Annotated in this window: 18 protein-coding genes and 1 other RNA gene; 12 read left to right on the forward strand and 7 right to left on the reverse strand. The window is 48.2% G+C overall.

Annotated features, from left to right (window positions below; genetic code table 11):
* The first annotated feature begins 77 nt into the window (after positions 1-77).
* The 3 genes from tnpA to tnpC all read left to right on the forward strand — a co-directional run bounded on the left by tnpA (position 78) and on the right by tnpC (position 2288).
* The gene (tnpA, locus tag BZG75_RS14235; RefSeq protein WP_077577339.1) at positions 78-377 is read left to right on the forward strand and encodes an IS66 family insertion sequence element accessory protein TnpA; all 300 of its coding nucleotides are present in this window, start codon (positions 78-80) and stop codon (positions 375-377) included.
* Positions 374-718, forward strand: a complete 345-nt coding sequence (tnpB, locus tag BZG75_RS14240; RefSeq protein WP_025675503.1) for an IS66 family insertion sequence element accessory protein TnpB — start codon at positions 374-376, stop codon at positions 716-718. Before tnpA ends, tnpB begins: the two co-directional genes overlap by 4 nt.
* A gap of 88 nt (positions 719-806) precedes the next feature.
* The gene (gene tnpC / locus BZG75_RS14245; protein WP_077577340.1) at positions 807-2288 is read left to right on the forward strand and encodes an IS66 family transposase; all 1482 of its coding nucleotides are present in this window, start codon (positions 807-809) and stop codon (positions 2286-2288) included.
* Between the two features lie 320 nt (positions 2289-2608).
* On the opposite strand, the gene BZG75_RS14250 is transcribed toward tnpC, so the two are convergent.
* From BZG75_RS14250 to smpB, 3 genes are all read right to left on the reverse strand, one after another.
* A complete protein-coding gene (locus BZG75_RS14250) occupies positions 2609-4285 on the reverse strand; it encodes a site-specific integrase (protein WP_131825149.1) in 1677 nt (558 codons plus the stop codon).
* A 36-nt stretch (positions 4286-4321) separates the two neighbouring features.
* Positions 4322-4688, reverse strand: a transfer-messenger RNA (tmRNA) gene (gene ssrA, locus BZG75_RS14255).
* A gap of 46 nt (positions 4689-4734) precedes the next feature.
* The gene (gene smpB / locus BZG75_RS14260) at positions 4735-5220 is read right to left on the reverse strand and encodes an SsrA-binding protein SmpB (RefSeq protein ID WP_077461835.1); all 486 of its coding nucleotides are present in this window, start codon (positions 5218-5220) and stop codon (positions 4735-4737) included.
* A 154-nt stretch (positions 5221-5374) separates the two neighbouring features.
* Here smpB and BZG75_RS14265 point away from each other — a divergent pair, with 154 nt between their 5' ends.
* Together BZG75_RS14265 and BZG75_RS14270 are read left to right on the forward strand one after the other, a co-directional pair.
* Positions 5375-5806: an SRPBCC family protein gene (locus tag BZG75_RS14265; protein WP_021024346.1), complete on the forward strand. Its 432-nt coding sequence runs from the start codon at positions 5375-5377 to the stop codon at positions 5804-5806.
* Complete coding sequence (locus BZG75_RS14270) at positions 5799-6146, forward strand: RnfH family protein (RefSeq protein ID WP_021024345.1); 348 nt, start codon at positions 5799-5801, stop codon at positions 6144-6146. The genes BZG75_RS14265 and BZG75_RS14270 overlap by 8 nt, the downstream gene beginning before the upstream one ends.
* Before the next feature lie 98 nt (positions 6147-6244).
* Here the strand turns inward: BZG75_RS14270 and bamE are convergent, their stop codons facing one another.
* The 3 genes from bamE to nadK all read right to left on the reverse strand — a co-directional run bounded on the left by bamE (position 6245) and on the right by nadK (position 9585).
* The gene (gene bamE, locus BZG75_RS14275; RefSeq protein ID WP_021024344.1) at positions 6245-6601 is read right to left on the reverse strand and encodes an outer membrane protein assembly factor BamE; all 357 of its coding nucleotides are present in this window, start codon (positions 6599-6601) and stop codon (positions 6245-6247) included.
* 242 nt (positions 6602-6843) lie between these two features.
* Positions 6844-8511: a DNA repair protein RecN gene (gene recN, locus BZG75_RS14280; protein ID WP_077461836.1), complete on the reverse strand. Its 1668-nt coding sequence runs from the start codon at positions 8509-8511 to the stop codon at positions 6844-6846.
* 192 nt (positions 8512-8703) lie between these two features.
* Positions 8704-9585, reverse strand: a complete 882-nt coding sequence (gene nadK / locus BZG75_RS14285; protein ID WP_077461837.1) for an NAD(+) kinase — start codon at positions 9583-9585, stop codon at positions 8704-8706.
* A 171-nt stretch (positions 9586-9756) separates the two neighbouring features.
* Between nadK and grpE the strand changes: the two genes are divergently transcribed.
* The 3 genes from grpE (at position 9757) to dnaJ (ending at position 13820) form a co-directional block, all read left to right on the forward strand.
* Positions 9757-10401 (forward strand): nucleotide exchange factor GrpE, encoded by a 645-nt coding sequence (gene grpE / locus BZG75_RS14290; RefSeq protein ID WP_021024341.1) that lies wholly within the window; start codon positions 9757-9759, stop codon positions 10399-10401.
* A 225-nt stretch (positions 10402-10626) separates the two neighbouring features.
* Positions 10627-12549: a molecular chaperone DnaK gene (dnaK, locus tag BZG75_RS14295; RefSeq protein ID WP_021024340.1), complete on the forward strand. Its 1923-nt coding sequence runs from the start codon at positions 10627-10629 to the stop codon at positions 12547-12549.
* 119 nt (positions 12550-12668) lie between these two features.
* Positions 12669-13820: a molecular chaperone DnaJ gene (gene dnaJ, locus BZG75_RS14300; RefSeq protein ID WP_021024339.1), complete on the forward strand. Its 1152-nt coding sequence runs from the start codon at positions 12669-12671 to the stop codon at positions 13818-13820.
* A gap of 49 nt (positions 13821-13869) precedes the next feature.
* Here the strand turns inward: dnaJ and BZG75_RS14305 are convergent, their stop codons facing one another.
* Complete coding sequence (locus BZG75_RS14305) at positions 13870-14367, reverse strand: type IV pilin protein (RefSeq protein WP_077577341.1); 498 nt, start codon at positions 14365-14367, stop codon at positions 13870-13872.
* 99 nt (positions 14368-14466) lie between these two features.
* Between BZG75_RS14305 and BZG75_RS14310 the strand changes: the two genes are divergently transcribed.
* The 4 genes from BZG75_RS14310 to BZG75_RS14320 are packed head-to-tail and all read left to right on the forward strand — an operon-like array spanning position 14467 to position 17548.
* A complete protein-coding gene (locus tag BZG75_RS14310) occupies positions 14467-15051 on the forward strand; it encodes a pilus assembly FimT family protein (protein ID WP_077461839.1) in 585 nt (194 codons plus the stop codon).
* On the forward strand, positions 15038-15688 hold the full coding sequence (locus BZG75_RS14315; RefSeq protein ID WP_077461840.1) for a PulJ/GspJ family protein: 651 nt from the start codon (positions 15038-15040) through the stop codon (positions 15686-15688). Before BZG75_RS14310 ends, BZG75_RS14315 begins: the two co-directional genes overlap by 14 nt.
* Complete coding sequence (locus BZG75_RS15340; protein ID WP_158009998.1) at positions 15685-17115, forward strand: hypothetical protein; 1431 nt, start codon at positions 15685-15687, stop codon at positions 17113-17115. Before BZG75_RS14315 ends, BZG75_RS15340 begins: the two co-directional genes overlap by 4 nt.
* A gap of 1 nt (position 17116) precedes the next feature.
* A complete protein-coding gene (locus BZG75_RS14320; protein WP_158009999.1) occupies positions 17117-17548 on the forward strand; it encodes a type II secretion system protein in 432 nt (143 codons plus the stop codon).
* Positions 17549-18282: the final 734 nt, after the last annotated feature.

The raw sequence follows: 18282 nt of genomic DNA on the forward strand, positions 1-18282 counted from the left end.
CAACGTAAGCGGTTAATAAACCCCACATACCCATAAGACACGGGCTTTGCCATAGTACCTTTTTGAGCGGAGGTACGATGAAACAAGCACAAAAACGCGCGCACTGGGCGGCGATCATTGAACAACAAAAGCAAAGCACAGTGTCCATTAAGCAGTTTTGCCAAGACAACGCTATTCCCTATCAAACTTTTTATTATTGGTCGAAGCGATTACGTGAACACCAACAAGCGCAAACCGTGCAGCCGGTTGTGGTCGATACGTCCGGTCACTTACCTGGGGCGTCCGTCGTGCTTGTCTTTGCCAATGGCATTCGAGCCGAGTTACCCGCCACGCTCAACGCCGCACAAATCAAACACTGGGTGGATGCACTGCAATGACGCCTTCTGGCAAGGTATTCTTGGTCTCTGGCGTCACCGACATGCGCAAGTCGATTGACGGTCTATCATTGATCGTGGCCGAGCAGCTTGAGATGGATCCCTTTAGTGAAGCCTGGTTTATTTTCTGTAATCGCGGTCGCGATAAGCTCAAAATCTTATTCTGGGATACCAATGGGTTTTGGCTGTATTACCGCCGCCTAGAAAAGGGCACCTTCAAGTGGCCTCGCCCGAGCCCTGACGGCGTGATCACCCTGAGTAAACCGCAACTTCACTGGCTCCTATCGGGACTGTCACTGGAAAACAGTCACGGGCATCATCCTTTAAAGGGACTAGAAGTGTGACCCATGACAGTGATCATCATATTGCTCTTGAACGATCCTTTTGAGCCGTCAAACTTGTTGCCATTACACGGTAAGAAGATGACGCCCAATGACCGACCTCCCTGATGATATCGAGCAACTTAAAGCCATGCTAGTGGCGAAAGAGGAAGAGATCTCGGCGTTAAAAAACCACGTTCAGTTATTGATTGAGCAGTTAAACCTGAGCCAATCCAAACGCTTTGCCGCACAAAGTGAAAAAGTGGCGAAAGGCACTTTCAACGAAGCCGAGCAGCAAGATGCGTTGCCCTCTGCGCCTAAGGCGCGACGTCAAACAGGACGCAACCCCCTACCTGCTGATCTTGAGCGTGAGGTGCACACCCATACCTTAAATACCCCTTATTGCGCGTGCTGCGACGTGCCCTTACACGCCTGTGGCAAAGAAGTGAGCGAAACATTGAAAATCGTGCCGCAGCGGGTCAGTGTCATTCGTCATGAGCGCACCAAATATGCCTGCCGCCAGTGCGAGCAAACCGCTGAAACCAGCCAGGTAGTGACCGCACCGAAGCCAGCTAGCATGATCCCCAAAAGCCTTGGCAGTCCAGAGGCGTTTGCCGCCGTCGTGACCGCCAAATATGTGGATGCACTGCCGCTATATCGTCAAGTCGATATGCTGAACCGAGCGGGTATCGACATTAGCCGTGCCACTTTAGCCAACTGGTGTGTGCAGCTGGGCAGCAAAGTTGACGTGATTATCGATACGATGAAAGCACAGTTAGCCAGCGAGCCACTTATCTGCGCCGATGAAACCACGGTGCAAGTGCTCAAAGAAGCAGATAGAAAAGCGCAGTCGACCTCTTACATGTGGGTGTATCGCAGTGGTGAATTTACCGACCACCCGGTGGTGATTTATGATTATCAACCCAGTCGAGCCGGCGCGTGTGTGCGAGCGTTCCTGGGCGATTATCAGGGCTATCTTCTGTCCGATGGTTACAGTGCTTACGATACCGTTGACGGTGTGACGCAAGCAGCGTGTATGGCTCATGTTCGCCGTAAATTTACCGATGCGCAAAAGGCGTCGCCCTCGAAAAAAGCCGGCAAGCCAGAAAAAGCGCTCACCTTCATCAACAAGCTCTACGGCATCGAGCGACGCGGGAAACACTTATCGGCCGAGGCCCGGCAACAACTCAGACAGCAAGAAAGTCTGCCTCTGTTAAATGACTTTAAACGCTGGCTTGATAGCATGCATGTGTTGCCCAAAGGCGCCTTAGGCCAGGCCATCACGTATGCGAAAAATCAGTGGCCCAAACTGCTGACCTATCTGGAAGATGGCCGCATTAGCATCGACAACAATGTGACGGAGCGAGACATCCGCCCGTTCGCCACGGGTCGAAAGAACTGGATGTTCTCGACATCTGTCGGTGGAGCAAAAGCGAGTGCTAATCTGTATAGCTTGGTGATGACATGCCGTGCCAATGACATCAATCCCTATTATTACTTCCGGCACCTGTTCGCTGAATTACCCAAGCGGTCGCCATCGGACGATATGTCAGATCTGATGCCATGGTGTGTGGATCTCAGTGATGTCGAGTAGGCGTTCACCGGTTTATTAACCGCTTACTAACCCTTATCATTAGAAATAACTACTGCACCATACGGGTCTATATAACTCCACTCAGGAGCAAGTGACCCACTCCCACTGCTTCAATGCCTATGATTGGTCTTCTAGCATAGTTAACACTGAAGCTGCCCCAAAGCCTCTCTATTATTGTTTCGACAACAGAAACTAGCCACCTAATTATCACATAACAGCTGTCACAGAGCACTCATAAGCCCTCACAGGAGGCGGTATAGTTCCAAAGGGAATGTCACCTGCCATGGGGGAAGGGGAGGTCTGTCGACTTTTACCGTTTCTCAATCATTGAGTGGGAAATGAATCGTCTCTATATGCTTCCTGAGACTAGCTATCGTCAGGCCTGAGCCGTAATTACCACTGACAGAGCTTTCTGACCATCCACCAAGCTGCTTATAAGCAACTTCAGGCACTCCAGCATTCAACGCTAGGTCTTTGAAGTTGTGTCTCAAGCTATGGAAAGTTACACGGTCTGCTTTTAGTTCATGCTTACGACAGAAATAGGCATAGCGCTTACTGTATATGTCTGAGCGATACCCGCCCTGTTTTGGAAGAGGAATATCGAATAGCGTCTCTGTATTCAGTGACTGTACGAACTCGATGAAACCAAGGTTTAACAGTGCGTCAGGCAGAGGCACAGATCTGGCCGAAGAGCTAGTCTTTAACGCCTTGCCGTCCTCTTCGTTTACAGAGATATACCAAATGCCCTCGTGTTGCCTGATGTCTGAAGGTCTCAACTGGACGATTTCATTCATACGCAGACCACAACAAAGTGCTATTCGTACAATCCAGTAGTGCTCTGTGCCTTTGGTCAACTGAAGTAACCTGTCGAGCATCTCTGGTGAGTATGGTCTCCGTGCGTCCTTGTCTGCGACTCTTTTCTTGAGCCTCACGCTCTCTGCAGGGTTGAATGTGATATATCGTTCTTGCATAGCGAACTTAAACATTGCAGAAATCGCTTCTAAGCGCTGATTGATGCTCGTGATAGAAAGAGGGGGAAGGTGCTTCAATTGCCCACTACTCACCACAGCAATAAGCTCAGGAGTCGTGAGATTCTTGGTCTCCTTTAACTTCGCTGAATTACTTGGCGTGTCTATCAGTACATCCCTCAGCTTTCTTATGTCTGCTGTCGAGACCTCTTTGACAGGATAGTCTGCCCCCATAAGACCAAGAAGGAACTCAGTAGATACTTGATAGCGCTGCTTGAGCTTATCACTCATTGGCTTACCAGTTGCTGCCATTTCTGTTTGCTTGTTCTCTAAGAACTCACTAGCGACGTATTCAAGTGTTGGAGCTTTTTCTATCTTAGGAATTGGTTTGGTGATGGTCTTAATGTCGCTCGAGAAGCCGCTAATCGAGTCTAGGAGAGTCTGTGTCTGGGCTTGTAGGTGCTGGGCGAACTCGATGAATACACGCGCTTTCTGTGGCTCTGTGAGCGCGTTGTACTGGCTGGTGGTTCGGTCAGGGATGGCTCCCTCAAAAACACGTTGTACGCGAGGTGCATCAGCTAGTTTTAGGCTGTCGTGTAGCATTCCTGCTGCATGTTCTTGAATGGCGTCTAAGCTTGCTTCTAACCCGTTCCGTATACCCTCAACATCGACAGAGCCAGTTAGCATGTTGTCCTGCTTGTCTTTTACCCACGTATTGGCGGCTTCAATGGCAATGTTTTGAAGGTCGACCAGCTCAACTCTCTTCTCTGGTACAGAATAGCCACTGAGCTCCGCGAACTCTTTCATCAGACGACCAGCCTCGATGGTGGCTAGTTGTTTGGCTTGTGTCTTGTTCGAGGTCTTCAAAGAGAAGCGAATAAGGCGCTTGCCATAGTGCTCGACTAGGTGGCTAGGAACTCGCTTTTGGAAATAGTAAACGCTGCTGTTTTTACGTTTGTATATGTGCAAATCGTCGCCCGTGTAGCTCAGCTGCGTATCACACATATGCTTTTTAACTGCTTGAAACAAAAGAACTTTTAATAAAAACAACAACTTAAAGGAAAGTGGTGGAGCTGGCGGGAGTTGAACCCGCGTCCAGAATCAGTCTAACCGATGGCGCTACATGCTTAGTTTGTCTTTAGTCTCGTCAGAGTGCTGCGGACAAACACGCCACACAAAGACATACCCAACTTATGTTTAACGCTTCAGCTCTTGGGTCAAAGCCTCCACGCGATCCTGTTTGGTTTTGACTATCCTGATTCCCCGTCCTACAGGCGAAGGCTAGAGAGGATAGGCACTCAGCAGGTTATTAAGCTGCTAGTGCGTAGTTTTCGTCGTTTGCGACTATTTTTTTGCGGCTTTTTACGAGGCCAACCGCCCCTCGGCATGCTCCACGGGCCTTCTCAATCCTGTCGAATCCTGAATCAGCCCCAGAGTGTTGCGGCAGAGTCTAACACATTGATCTGCCGCGTCAACGATTACCGCGCTGAGTGTTTCATGATCCTGGATTTTTGACGCTGCCAGTCTCTGTCTTTCGCGGTATCACGTTTATCGTGTAATTTTTTACCTTTCGCTAAGCCTATTTTGAGCTTAGCAAATGATTTTTTCCAGTATAAAGACAATGCCACCACGGTGAAACCGTCTCGATTAACCTTACCCAGTAAGGTATCAAGCTCCCGCCGTTTGAGCAAGAGCTTACGGGTGCGCTGTGGATCAGCGACCACATGCGTGGAGGCGACATTCAGCGGGGTGATCGTTGCCCCGAACAAAAAGGCTTCCCCGTCTTTGAGCAACACATAGCTTTCGCTGATATTGGCTTTGCCCGATCGAAGTGCTTTCACTTCCCAACCTTGCAGCTCTAGCCCCGCTTCGAAGTCATCTTCAATAAAGTACTCAAAGCGTGCTTTTTTATTCAGCGCAATGGTGTTGCTATTTGCTTTGTTCTTTGCGTTTTTCTTAGCCATAGTCCGCGCATTATAAAGGCGATGTGTCGAAGAATGAAAGGATTATCGCATGCTGTTAGACAAACCGCATGACTTTCTTAGATATGCTAGCCGCTAACATTGGTGAAAGGCGACCTCAGTGGTATTATCTCGCGGTTAACTTTAAGGAGTCCCTATGCCGCAAATCATCCGCTCGGCTTTAGTGCCGTTCAGTGCTGAGCAAATGTTTGCCTTGGTGAACGATGTTGAAGCGTACCCCGAGTTTTTGCCCGGATGTGTGAGCACTCGATTGATAGAGCACACAGACTCAACCATGGTCGCTTCACTGGACGTGGCCAAAGCGGGCATAAAGAAGACGTTTACAACAAAAAATTACTTAACCGACAATGCGCGTATTGATATGACCTTAGTTGACGGTCCGTTTAAGCGTTTAAGTGGGGGGTGGCAATTTACGCCGTTGTCGAGTGATGCGTGTAAGATAGAGTTAAACCTTGAGTTTGAATTCACTAACCGTCTGGTGGAAGCAGCGTTTGGGCGCATTTTTAGTGAGTTAACCAGCAGTATGGTAAAAGCGTTTACAGAGCGAGCGAAAGCGATTTATGAGTGAAGAGACTCTGGTGCATGTGGAAGTGGTGTATCCGCTACCGAATGAGCAACGCATCTTTAATTGTGTCGTTAAGGCTGATACAAGTGTTGAAGAGATTATCCGCCAGTCGGGTATATTGAGCGCGTACCCTGACATTGATTTGTCCACCAACAAAGTGGGTATTTTTAGCCGACCGGTGAAGCTTGACGCGCAAGTAAGAGAGGGTGATCGGATTGAGATCTATCGGCCACTCCAAGCTGATCCGAAGGAAATTCGCCGCCGTCGAGCTGAACGAGCGAAGCAAGAGGGCAAGGCCGATCCTGTGACAGGTGGACGGGTTGATACCAAGCGTAAGCGCTAACCGTCGAACACCGATGCTTGGCCTTGCTCAAGCGATAAATAATCACAGTAAAGGCGCCGATATCCGGCGCCTTTTAACGAGCCAATGGCTGTCACTGCTTATTGCACAGCCTCAAAAAACTGGTCGCCCGGCTCATAGTCACCACTCATGCTGACTAATTGATTATTATCATCAAACGAGAGCACTAAATCTTTTTGCGTTGGATCTTGGTGGCCCGGCTGTTGCCACTGTACGAAGTACCAAGTGTTTGGGTAGCCAGACTCAACCAACATCGGTGGGCCGAGAAGGAATTTGACCTGCTCTTTCGTCATGCCAAACTTCAATGAGTCTACGGCCTTTTCTTCAATATAGTTGCCTTGATTGATATCTACACGATAAACCAGTTTTTCGGCATAAGAGCAACCCATAATGGCAATCGCCATTAGAGAGGCAACGGCGGCTTTTTTCCAACCCATAGTTAATATCTTCACTGTCTCGTTGAGGGCAAATCACGTCACTCAGTACGTTTTGCAAGCGGTGCCTGCGGTGCATAGCGCGTCGAGTATAAACAAGCAGAGAATATATGTAAAAAACCTGCCAACGACTAGCGTTTGGAGGGTCATAACGTGAAAAAGTTCGCAATGGGAAAAGAAATAACCGAGGAAAGTGAACGTTGCACACTTCCCTCGAGCAAGCATGTGATCAATGCTGTGTTTTTTTAAGCCGCAATGAGCAGATCTTCGGCATTCGCTAAAGTACGCTCGGTAATTTCACTGCCACCAAGCAAACGGGCCAGCTCATTAATACGGGCCTGGTAATCGAGTGGGTACATGCGAGTGGTCGTCGTGCCTTGGTCAGTCTCTTTGGCGACAAACATTTGTTGATGACCACAGCCGGCAACTTGTGGCAAATGGGTGACACACATAACTTGGGTCGATTCGCCAAGCTGACGTAATAATTGACCCACAATGGCGGCGGTTGGCCCGCTAATACCGACATCAACCTCGTCAAAGATAAGGCTAGGTGTTTCCACTTTTTGTGCTGTAATCACTTGAATAGCGAGGGAGATCCGCGATAGCTCACCACCTGATGCGACCTTTGCGAGTGGTTGTAAAGGCTGGCCGGGGTTGGTCGAGACCAAAAATGCGACCGCATCGCCGCCTAGAGGACTTAGGTGGGTCTGTGCTTTATTTTCGACTTGGATTTCAAAACTGCCGTGTTCCATGCTGAGCTGATGCATGCTTTGGGTAATGAGTTTATTGAGCTCTTTGGCATAACGACGACGGCTTTTACTGAGCTTTTCTGCTGTGTCTAAACAGTCTGCGAATTGCTTGTCGACTTCGGCTTGAAGCTGCTCAATGGCCTCATCATTGTGCGCGAGTTTTTCTAGCTCCGTTATCAACTGTTGATGTGTGCTATACAGCACCTCTGGTTGAACATGGTGTTTGCGTGACAAACTCATAATGGTAGCCATGCGTTGATCTAAATATTGTAAACGCTGCGGATCCATGTCGAGTTGATCAAGATAACGAGCGATCTCCTGACTGGTTTCTTGAGTTTGAATTCTAGCTTCTTCGAGCATTTCAGCCAGTGGAGAGAAGTGATTGTCTAGTGTCGCTAATTCATTCAAACGTTGTTGCGCAGCAGTTAGTAGGCCAAGTGTATTGCTTTCTTCGCCATCGCAGAGCAGATCAACCACTGCTTGGCTTGTCATCGCGATATCACCACTGTTGGATAAGCGTTTATGCTCTTCTTCAATTTGCTGATATTCGTCTTCACCAAGCGCAAGTTCATTGAGTTCGCCCACTTGATACTCAAGCAGCTGTTGTTGCGCCTCAATATCGTCCTTTTTCTTTATCAGTGCTTTTAGCTCATTTTTTGTGCGACGCCAACGTTGATAGCGCGTTGCCATTTTATCGATCAACGATTGATGACCCGCATATTGGTCAAGCAACGTAATTTGGTGCTCAGGGCGTAACAGTTGTTGATGTGCATGTTGACCGTGAATGTTGATCAAAAGTTGCCCAAGTGCTTTTTGCTGAGAAGCAGGAACCGGATTGCCATTGATATAAGCGCGTGACCGCCCTTCTTTAGTGATTACGCGTCTTAAAATACAATCGTCACCGTCTTCTAATTCGTTATCTTGTAACCAGCGTCGCGCCGCACTGTTTTGTTCCAAGGTGAAGCTGGTCGATATTTCAGCGCGCTTTTCCCCTGGGCGCACCATATTGGCATCGGCGCGGTCACCTAAGCATAAGCCTAGCGCATCAATAGAAATAGATTTACCTGCCCCGGTCTCACCGGTTATCGCCGTCATGCCTTTACTAAACTCCAACTCCAAGGATTTAACGATGGCAAAGTTTTGAATGGTTATATCGGCTAACATAGGAAAACACCTGTATCTATCAACAACTGTGTATAGATACAGTATATACTGTTTTTTCATCCAGTGAATACTGTTCAGTGAGAATTATTGTGAATGGGATGAGGCGCACAAAAAATGGACAAAAAGTGGCTGGCCTGTTTTGCATACCAACAGGAAGAAGGAAAATAACGTTGATATGAAAAAACAGCCGCGTCAGAACAGCTTTGAAGACCAACCCAGCTTTTTACGTAACGTATTGTAATAATTATAGTCTTTGGGGTGAATGAGTTTGAGTGTGGCGGGGCTTTTGTAAATATGGACCTCATCGCCCGGATTCACTGGCAAAGAAACTTGCCCATCACAACTGACTTCCAGTGTGCCGCGGTTATCGGGAGACACTAATAATTTAATCCGGCGATTACCATCTACCACCAAAGGCCGGCTTGATAGGGTATGGGGGAACATAGGGACTAAAGAAATAGCGTTGAGGCTGGGGGATAAGATGGGGCCGCCACCTGATAAGCTATAGGCTGTTGATCCCGTCGGCGTTGAAATAATGATCCCATCTGAGCGCTGCGAAAAGGCGAAATGCTCGTTAATATAGACCTCAAACTCAATCATGTGAGCCACTTGCCCTGGGTGTAAAACGGCCTCGTTGAGCGAAGCATTATGGCTTTTAACCTGATCGTGACGATGGATCTCTGTCTCAAGCAAAAAGCGGTCTTCTTCCATGTAGTCGCCACTCAAAACGGCATCTAGGGCATTTTCAAAGGCATCGGGATCCAGGTCAGTCAAAAAGCCTAAATTACCGCGGTTTACACCAATCACTTTTATATCGCTTCGTGACAGTACGCGGGCGGCGCCGAGCATATTACCGTCGCCACCGATAACGATCGCGAGATCAGCGTGCTGACCAATATTAACCAAATCCAGATAGTGCGCGTCGGGTAGCCCTAAATTGGTACTCAAGCGTGTATCAATGCACACCTCGTAACCGCGCTCGGTGAGCCAATGATAAAGGCCGATGTGTGTATTCACCGCGTCTGGGTTGCGAGGTTTACCAATTAAAGCAATGCGCTGGAATGGTGTCGACATAATCAGGATCCCATCGTTATTTGTGCCCAGTATAACGCGGTAAAAAAAGGATTGTCGTGATTTGCGTTATGTGGGCGGTTGAATCATAAAGATTCATCCCCATAATACTTCCACAATCAAGTTAAACAGTCCCAGTGCGCGCTGGGCAATGCCATTTGTGTCGGAGTGATCATGAGCGAAGAACAGAAAGTTAAGCAAGAGCAAGAAGCGATGAAAGATGCGCAAGCTGCTGAAGGCAAAGATGCAGAGCAGACGGTTGAGCAACAGGCAAGCGGTAGTGCAGACATTGAGCAAGAGGAAACCGAAGCCATGATTGCACGCATTACAGAGTTAGAAGCAGCACTTGAAGCCAGTGAAGCCAAAGTGCAAGAGCAACAAGACAGTGTGCTTCGTGCCCGTGCTGACGTAGACAATATGCGTCGTCGCTCAGAGCAAGAAGTAGAGAAAGCGCGAAAGTTTGCACTGGAGAAGTTTGCCAGTGAGTTGCTGCCAGTTATCGACAACCTTGAGCGTGCTGTCGAGATGGCGGATAAGGAAGATGAATCGATCAAGCCCATGGTTGAAGGGGTAGAGCTGACGCTAAAAACCATGATGGATACCATTGATAAGTTTGGTTTGAAAGCGATTGACCCACAAGGCCAACCTTTTAACCCTGAGCTTCACCAAGCGATGACGATCCAAGAAAGCACTGAGCATGAGCCAAACACCGTAATGATGGTGATGCAAAAAGGCTATGAGTTAAATGGTCGCGTGGTACGTCCAGCGATGGTGATGGTATCGAAAGCCGCACAAGGCAACGTCGACGAAAAAGCGTGATTTTAATAAGGGCATAGCATCAATAGTTAATTTGTTACTCCGCTTGTGATACGTGAGTGACGAACACGGATTTTTTTGCTGCTAGCCCTTGAAAAGTGTCGTGCTGCCCTTATTTAAACGGCAGCAACAAATAAAAATTTGCGGTGAGGGGGTTGAACCTCTCACAGTTACCCCACATAAAGGGTAACGAACTACAGCCACAGAACGAATTTCGGAGAGCACCAGATGGGTAAAATCATTGGTATTGACTTGGGTACAACCAACTCATGTGTCGCCGTACTAGACGGTGAAAAAACGCGCGTAATTGAAAACGCAGAAGGTGATCGTACAACGCCATCCGTTATCGCTTACACACAAGATGGTGAAACACTTGTCGGCCAGCCTGCGAAGCGCCAGGCAGTGACAAACCCAGAAAACACCCTATACGCGATTAAGCGTCTGATCGGTCGCCGCTTCGAAGATGAAGAAGTACAGCGTGACATCAGTATCATGCCTTTCAAAATTGTGAAGGCAGATAACGGTGATGCTTGGGTTGAAGCGAAAGGCCAAAAAATGGCCGCGCCACAAGTGTCAGCTGAAGTGTTGAAGAAAATGAAGAAAACCGCTGAAGACTTCCTCGGCGAAGAAGTGACTGGCGCGGTAATCACTGTTCCTGCTTACTTTAATGACTCTCAGCGTCAAGCGACTAAGGATGCTGGTCGTATTGCGGGACTAGAAGTTAAACGTATTATCAACGAGCCTACAGCGGCAGCATTGGCTTACGGCCTTGATAAGAAAGGTGGCGATCGCACTATCGCGGTTTATGACCTAGGTGGTGGTACGTTCGATATCTCTATCATCGAAATTGATGAAGTCGATGGTGAGCAAACCTTCGAAGTACTGGCAACCAACGGTGACACCCACTTGGGTGGTGAAGACTTCGATAACCGTTTGATCACCTACTTGGTCGACGAATTTAAGAAAGAGCAAGGCATCGATCTGCGTCAAGACCCGCTCGCGATGCAGCGTGTCAAAGAAGCGGCTGAGAAAGCGAAGATTGAACTGTCTTCTGCGCAGCAAACAGACGTGAACTTGCCTTATGTGACTGCGGACGCAACCGGTCCTAAGCACATGAACATCAAGATTACTCGTGCCAAGCTGGAATCACTGGTTGAAGATCTGGTTCAACGTTCACTCGAACCAATGAAAGTGGCCCTGGCTGACGCCGAGCTGTCTGTTGATGAAATCACGGATGTTATCTTGGTCGGTGGTCAAACCCGCATGCCTATGGTTCAGTCAAAAGTTGCAGAGTACTTCGGTAAGGATGCACGTAAGGACGTGAACCCGGATGAAGCGGTTGCAATGGGTGCGGCTGCACAGGGTGGTGTACTGTCTGGCGATGTTAAAGACGTACTACTGCTTGACGTTACGCCACTATCGCTAGGTATCGAAACCATGGGCGGTGTGATGACCAAGCTGATTGAGAAAAACACGACAATTCCAACTAAGGCGAATCAAGTGTTCTCAACCGCTGAAGACAATCAAAGCGCGGTAACGATTCATGTGATCCAAGGTGAGCGTAAGCAAGCCATGCATAACAAATCACTGGGTCAGTTTAACCTAGAAGGTATTCAGCCAGCGCCACGTGGCACGCCACAAATTGAAGTGACTTTCGACTTGAACGCGGATGGTATCTTGAACGTGTCTGCGGCTGATAAGCAAACCGGTCAAGAGCAGAAGATCACCATCCAAGCGTCTGGTGGCCTAAGTGATGAAGACGTTGAGAAAATGGTACAAGAAGCAGAAGCTAACAAAGAAGCGGACAAAAAGTTCGAAGAGTTAGTCACTGCCCGTAACCAAGCTGATCAGCTCATTCATGGTACACGCAAGCAAATGGACGAAGCGGGTGACAAATTGCCTGCTGAAGACAAAGAGAAGATCGAAACAGCTATCTCTGAGCTGGAAACCGCACGCAACGGTGAAGATAAAGAAGACATCGATGCGAAGGTTCAAGCACTGGTTGCGGCTTCATCAAAACTGATGGAAATTGCCCAGCAGCAAGCTCAAAATGAGCAGGCGCAGCAAGACGCCGGTGCCGATTCAGCAAAACAAGACGACGACGTTGTTGATGCTGAGTTCGAAGAAGTTAAAGACGACGACAAGAAATAAGCGAAAGCACTGTCGTTAATAAGCACGGGCGTAGGGGAGCGATCTCCTTCGCCCGTCGTTTTATCAAACAGTGATTTGAACGTCTTTGTTTTGTTGACGTAAACAGGTGCAGTCAGACCATGTCTAAAAGAGATTTATATGAAGTGCTCGGCTTAAGCCGCGATGCAAGCGAGCGCGATATTAAAAAGGCCTATAAGCGGCTGGCGATGAAGTATCACCCAGACCGCAATAAAGGCGATGATGCCGACGAAAAATTTAAAGAAGTGAAGTTGGCATACGAAATACTGACCGATCCGCAAAAACGTGCAGCCTACGACCAATATGGTCATGCAGCCTTTGAACAAGGTGGCATGGGAGGCGGCGGCTTCGGCGGTGGCGGCTTTGGCGGCGGTGGTGCTGACTTTAGCGATATTTTTGGTGACGTATTCGGCGATATATTCGGCGGAGGTCGTCGCGGTGGTCAGCAACGCGCACAACGTGGTGCCGATTTACGCTACAACATGGAGCTAACGCTTGAAGAAGCGGTCCGTGGCGTCAGCAAAGAGATCGAAGTGCCCACCTATGTCGGCTGTTCGACGTGTGATGGTAGTGGTGCGAAACCGGGGACTAAGAAGCAAACCTGTGGGACCTGTAACGGTATTGGCCAAGTACAAATGCGCCAAGGTTTCTTTGCGGTTCAGCAGGCCTGCCCAACGTGTCACGGCAGCGGTACCATTATCAAAGACCCTTGTAATAGCTGCCACGGTCAAGGTCGCGTCAAAGAGACCAAGCACTTGAATGTGAAAATCCCAGCAGGGGTTGATACAGGCGATCGTATTCGCTTATCAAGTGAAGGTGAAGCGGGAGAAAATGGTGCGCCAGCGGGCGACTTATACGTTCAAGTACACGTTCGTGAACACCACATTTTCACCCGAGATGGCAACAACTTGTATTGTGAAGTACCGGTGAGTTTCACCATGGCCGCGCTAGGTGGCGAGGTTGAAGTGCCTACCCTTGATGGCCGTGTAAGCTTAAAAGTGCCAGCAGAAACGCAAACAGGACGCATGTTCCGTATGCGCGGTAAAGGGGTGCAGTCTGTTCGTGGCGGCGGTATGGGTGACCTGATCTGTAAGATGGTTGTCGAAACGCCAGTGAACTTAAGCAGCCGTCAAAAAGAGCTTCTACAAGAGCTAGAAGAGTCTTTTAGTGGCACTGAAGCGAAAAAACACAAGCCAAAATCAGAGGGCTTCTTTGACGGTGTCAAAAAGTTTTTTGATGATTTAACCGGATAAGCAACTGGGCCTCGTGCATACGGGGTAGCCAGTATTGAATCCTCAGTCATCATAGAAAGGCCAGCTCTGTGCTGGCTTTTTTTATGCCTGACGAAAACGTATTTGTTGATCGAACATGCGGTAAAGGACAAGATGCATTTGATGAGGTCGACGTTATCAGTCCGTTCGCATGGAGGACCAAGGTAGCACATGCGTCATCGATTTGGGGGGAACTTGTTCGAGGGTGAGCAAGGATCTTATAGGCTGCCTTCCCACCTTGGATTTCGAACCGATAATCCGGTGAGAGCTGACAATCCGCACATAGCGCCTCTTCTAACTTAGCGACATCTGATACCGACGGATATTGCTCAGCCATCGTAAATTGCTGCTCTACCCACGCTTGTAACTGAATTAAATGTCGAGTCGCCGCTTGCCGCGTCTGTCGTTGTTGGTGCTCGGCATAGCTGGGGATGGCAATCCCTGCAAGTGTTGCGATGATGGCCAGTACAAGCATCATTTCGATCAGTGTCACGCCATGTTGTAAATAGCGACAAAAATATAAACGCATTTCTACGTGCCCCTCGAAGACTCAATCACCAAACGCATACAGAGCTTATGAGAGTGGTAGTCTGCGCTCAATCGGCAGGCGGCGATCTTGGGAGGCAGTATGCGTTTTCACCGTACCCAATTCACGCCAAGTAGGCTACAGCAACATGGCGTAACATTGATTGAATTATTGATTGTATTGAGTGTGTTAGCGGTTATTTGTGCCATCGCATTTCCTAGCTTTACCTATTCACGCCAAGTGGCCGTGATGGCCAGTCGCAGTGCAGAGCTGGCAAGCTTATTCCAACTGACTCAAAGTCGTGCGATCAATCAGAGCCAAGCATATCGTCTTATTTTGCATCAAGACGAAAATACGCAATGCATTATTGCTCAACCGGTCAACGAAAAAGCGAACAGTGTGAGTAGAACGGGCGCGATGGCTAAAATATCGTGTCAACAAACCGCATCAGCTATGGTAAGGCTACCTAAAGCAATTCAATTAAAAAAGAAAGTGAGTGAGGAGTGGGTGTTATTGCCTGACGGGGATCTATTTACTATCGATTTTCGCACACAGCGACCCAGTCATAATCTCACGCTTGGTCTAAGCCACGATCTTGCCAGCACACCGGATTACATTGTCACCGTCCGCCAGTACCTTGGCTTTGATGTTTGTCCGTGGCGGGAGGTAGCCAGTGCGTGCAGCTAACTGTAAAGGCCATTCATTGGTTGAACTCTTAGTGGGGCTGACGGTGAGTATGATAGTCACCATCGCGGCACTGGCGGTGATGACAACAGCGACGGCGACACAAACGCGTCTGGATAATAAAACGTTTTTGTCTTTAGAAATGAGTCGCCTTCTTTCCTTTATGGAGGCGGATATTCGCCGTGCAGCCCTCTGTTATCAATGCGGCAGGACTTCCCCTTACGTGTTTAAAAGCGGAGATGAGGCGCACATTGTGTTAATTGATGAAGTGCCTGAGCAATCTAGCGGGCAATGTTTGCGATTTGCGTACCAACAAGGGCGTACTCACTCCACGCAAACTATTGATAAAGACGATGCCAAAGGATTTCGTTTCGATGCCGAATCACAGGCGATAGAGGCTTATGAAAATCACCAAGACACCAAAAATTGGTCATGTGAGTCAGGGTACTGGCGAGATATTTCATCCCGAGTATTGAAGGTAACGCATTTAGCCTTTTCTCGTGATGAGACGCGGACGGAGACAGGGCGACGTATTACCGCGTTAACTATCGAACTCTCCGCCTCATTAAAACGTCAACCTAGCGAAAGTGAACAAGTGTCGAGAACCTTGGTTTTAGCTAATACGGTTGTTTCACCATGAAATACATCAGAAAACATAAGTACGACCAAGGCATAGCAACGCTTGCGGTGGTTGCGAGTGTTGCACTGATTGCACTTCTCATTGTGTTAGGAGTCAGTCGACGTGCGGTTAATGATATCCAACAGACGCAAGCGAGAGTCAAAACCGAGCAATCACTTTCTAAAGCTTGGGCCGCTCTCGACTGTGCGGTGGCTAAAATTCAACATGATGGCATTGAGTTATCCAACAATGATATCGCCAAAGCACTAGAACAACTTTCTCCCTGTCAAAACGTCGCGCAAAGTCAATTATGGTTGGCACCATGGCAAAACAGTGAGCGCGGAATGTGGCATCTTTACGCGACTCATGCACAGCAACAAGTCGGGGTGACTCTGGCAAAAGCCACCGGCGCGCGAAGGAGTTCGTTTGTCACTTCTGGATCCGCCGCGTTTTACGGTGGCAATACATGGCGACCGGTAAAAGGAAAAAAGCGAGAGGATGGTTTATATGAATGCCATTCAATTATGGCGGGGGGCGATGTCATGATTCGTCCGCGCACGCTCGGTGAGAATCAGTCAAAGAGTTCAGAGAGCTCAGAGAGCTCAAAGAATGAAGAGGAAAAAAGTCAAAACAGATTTACCGTTCGCTTAGATGGTAGCGATGAGTGCGCCCCCGAATATAAAACGGAGGTTAGCGACTACACAGTGGCAGATAGTCGCGATGAAACCGGCGCGCGACTAAAAAAAGATGTGCAAACCAACGTTGAGAATATGGACTTGTTCAACGATTACTTTGGTGTCCCTCGCGCGCAGTGGGAAACAGTCAGAGAGCAATTTGAGCGACAAGGCGGTTTTGTTGTTAATACCCAAGATGATCCGTCGTTATGTTATGAAACTCTATTGAATGCAGTCGCTAGCAGTAAACACAGAGAGAGAGCGAATGCAAAAGTCTGGGTGGATGGGCCTTGTGATCTAAGCCGAGAGGGTTTAAAGGCGTTACCAAGTGAACCTCCGATTTTACTGGTTGTGCAAGATGGCATTGTGGCGCTGCGTGGTGCGATTAAACCCTTTAAAGGAGTGGTATATCAGTTTAACACCGATAATCTGAATGCGAGAGAATTTGCTGAGCAATGGGGGATGACCATCTCCGAATCTGGCGGGATGTCTTGCTCTCACGACGATAGTAATATCCAAGAACTTTGCGAAATGATCACATCAACTGTCAGCAATCCTGATCAAGCAAGCCGTGTCCCTTTTTGGTTTCACGGTAGTTTCATCACCAAAGGCGCATTTATTACTGATGTGCCGGATGGCCATTCCGTGGTGTATGGTTCATTTCAACCAACCTATAGTGATGAAACGGTACAGCAGAGTTTTAAAGGTCTTAAGCAGTGGCGTCCAGTCGGTAATAGCTATCATGACATCAAACCGCCTTATGATGAGGGATAGCATGTTGCGAGCGCGAGGTTTTTCCTTTATCGAAATATTGATTGCGTTAGTGTTAGTAGCGGTAACGGGCGCAGGTATTTATACACTCACTGTCGATATTCAAGCTAAGCAACACAATGCGCGCTTGGCAGAAGGGGCTATGCATGTTGCTAGTAACCAACTGGCGCATTGGCGTTTAATGAACACGGATACGCCCTGCAGTGCAAGCCATACTGCAGTCATGAGGTTGAGCCGTTTAGCAAGATGCTTGATAGATACTGAAGATACTGGTTACCAACTGGCAGTGACTGAGATTAAAAATGTGCTCACCGATGATGGCGGTGTTTATGCGAAAACACTCGTATTAGAAGTTCGCTGGCAAGATGACCGAAATAAGGCACAGACGCTGAGATTTTACTTCACAGGGTCAACGCTTCGACACCAAGGTATGTAATAAGCGTCTATGAGCGCCGCAAACGAGTGAGTTACCACCCGTTTGATTGGTTTTTAATCGCTTGTGCTGTTTTTATCAAAAACCCCTTGCGCCAAAAAATTACCTCTCTATAATGCGCTCTCGTTGGCACGGCAAGCCGAGCTAACAACGGCAATACAGACAAGCAAAACAAAATGCTTGACTCAATGCCAAAGTGGCGTATTATGCCACTCCCGCTCAACGATGAGCGGCGCTCTTTAACAATTTGACCTATGCAATCTGTGTGGGNTTTTTATCAAAAACCCCTTGCGCCAAAAAATTACCTCTCTATAATGCGCTCTCGTTGGCACGGCAAGCCGAGCTAACAACGGCAATACAGACAAGCAAAACAAAATGCTTGACTCAATGCCAAAGTGGCGTATTATGCCACTCCCGCTCAACGATGAGCGGCGCTCTTTAACAATTTGACCTATGCAATCTGTGTGGGCACTCGTTGAGAATAGACAAAAAGATTTATTCGATGAACTGAGTGACCAATACGATATAACTTTTAGTTATTCGGCACAGTCAATTCGTTTGTCTCGCAAGAGACGAACAAAACAGTATTTATCGAGCCGTTTGTCTTTTCTTWGGRAAAGCAAACACCAAAACTTTAATTGAAGAGTTTGATCATGGCTCAGATTGAACGCTGGCGGCAGGCCTAACACATGCAAGTCGAGCGGAAACGGCAGTATTGAAGCTTCGGTGGATTTACT

Source organism: Salinivibrio sp. AR640, from assembly GCF_001995405.1.
In the GTDB taxonomy this organism is placed as follows: domain Bacteria; phylum Pseudomonadota; class Gammaproteobacteria; order Enterobacterales; family Vibrionaceae; genus Salinivibrio; species Salinivibrio costicola.

What these genes read in the sequence shown, in the direction of transcription:
- bamE (WP_021024344.1), bottom strand. Translation starts at nt 6,601, where the DNA reads ATGGGTTGGAAAAAAGCCGCCGTTGCCTCTCTAATGGCGATTGCCATT.
- BZG75_RS14320 (WP_158009999.1), top strand. Translation starts at nt 17,117, where the DNA reads ATGTTGCGAGCGCGAGGTTTTTCCTTTATCGAAATATTGATTGCGTTA.
- nadK (WP_077461837.1), bottom strand. Translation starts at nt 9,585, where the DNA reads ATGTCGACACCATTCCAGCGCATTGCTTTAATTGGTAAACCTCGCAAC.
- tnpC (WP_077577340.1), top strand. Translation starts at nt 807, where the DNA reads ATGACCGACCTCCCTGATGATATCGAGCAACTTAAAGCCATGCTAGTG.
- BZG75_RS14310 (WP_077461839.1), top strand. Translation starts at nt 14,467, where the DNA reads ATGCGTTTTCACCGTACCCAATTCACGCCAAGTAGGCTACAGCAACAT.
- dnaK (WP_021024340.1), top strand. Translation starts at nt 10,627, where the DNA reads ATGGGTAAAATCATTGGTATTGACTTGGGTACAACCAACTCATGTGTC.
- BZG75_RS14270 (WP_021024345.1), top strand. Translation starts at nt 5,799, where the DNA reads ATGAGTGAAGAGACTCTGGTGCATGTGGAAGTGGTGTATCCGCTACCG.
- BZG75_RS15340 (WP_158009998.1), top strand. Translation starts at nt 15,685, where the DNA reads ATGAAATACATCAGAAAACATAAGTACGACCAAGGCATAGCAACGCTT.
- smpB (WP_077461835.1), bottom strand. Translation starts at nt 5,220, where the DNA reads ATGGCTAAGAAAAACGCAAAGAACAAAGCAAATAGCAACACCATTGCG.
- recN (WP_077461836.1), bottom strand. Translation starts at nt 8,511, where the DNA reads ATGTTAGCCGATATAACCATTCAAAACTTTGCCATCGTTAAATCCTTG.
- tnpA (WP_077577339.1), top strand. Translation starts at nt 78, where the DNA reads ATGAAACAAGCACAAAAACGCGCGCACTGGGCGGCGATCATTGAACAA.
- BZG75_RS14265 (WP_021024346.1), top strand. Translation starts at nt 5,375, where the DNA reads ATGCCGCAAATCATCCGCTCGGCTTTAGTGCCGTTCAGTGCTGAGCAA.
- BZG75_RS14305 (WP_077577341.1), bottom strand. Translation starts at nt 14,367, where the DNA reads ATGCGTTTATATTTTTGTCGCTATTTACAACATGGCGTGACACTGATC.
- grpE (WP_021024341.1), top strand. Translation starts at nt 9,757, where the DNA reads ATGAGCGAAGAACAGAAAGTTAAGCAAGAGCAAGAAGCGATGAAAGAT.
- dnaJ (WP_021024339.1), top strand. Translation starts at nt 12,669, where the DNA reads ATGTCTAAAAGAGATTTATATGAAGTGCTCGGCTTAAGCCGCGATGCA.
- tnpB (WP_025675503.1), top strand. Translation starts at nt 374, where the DNA reads ATGACGCCTTCTGGCAAGGTATTCTTGGTCTCTGGCGTCACCGACATG.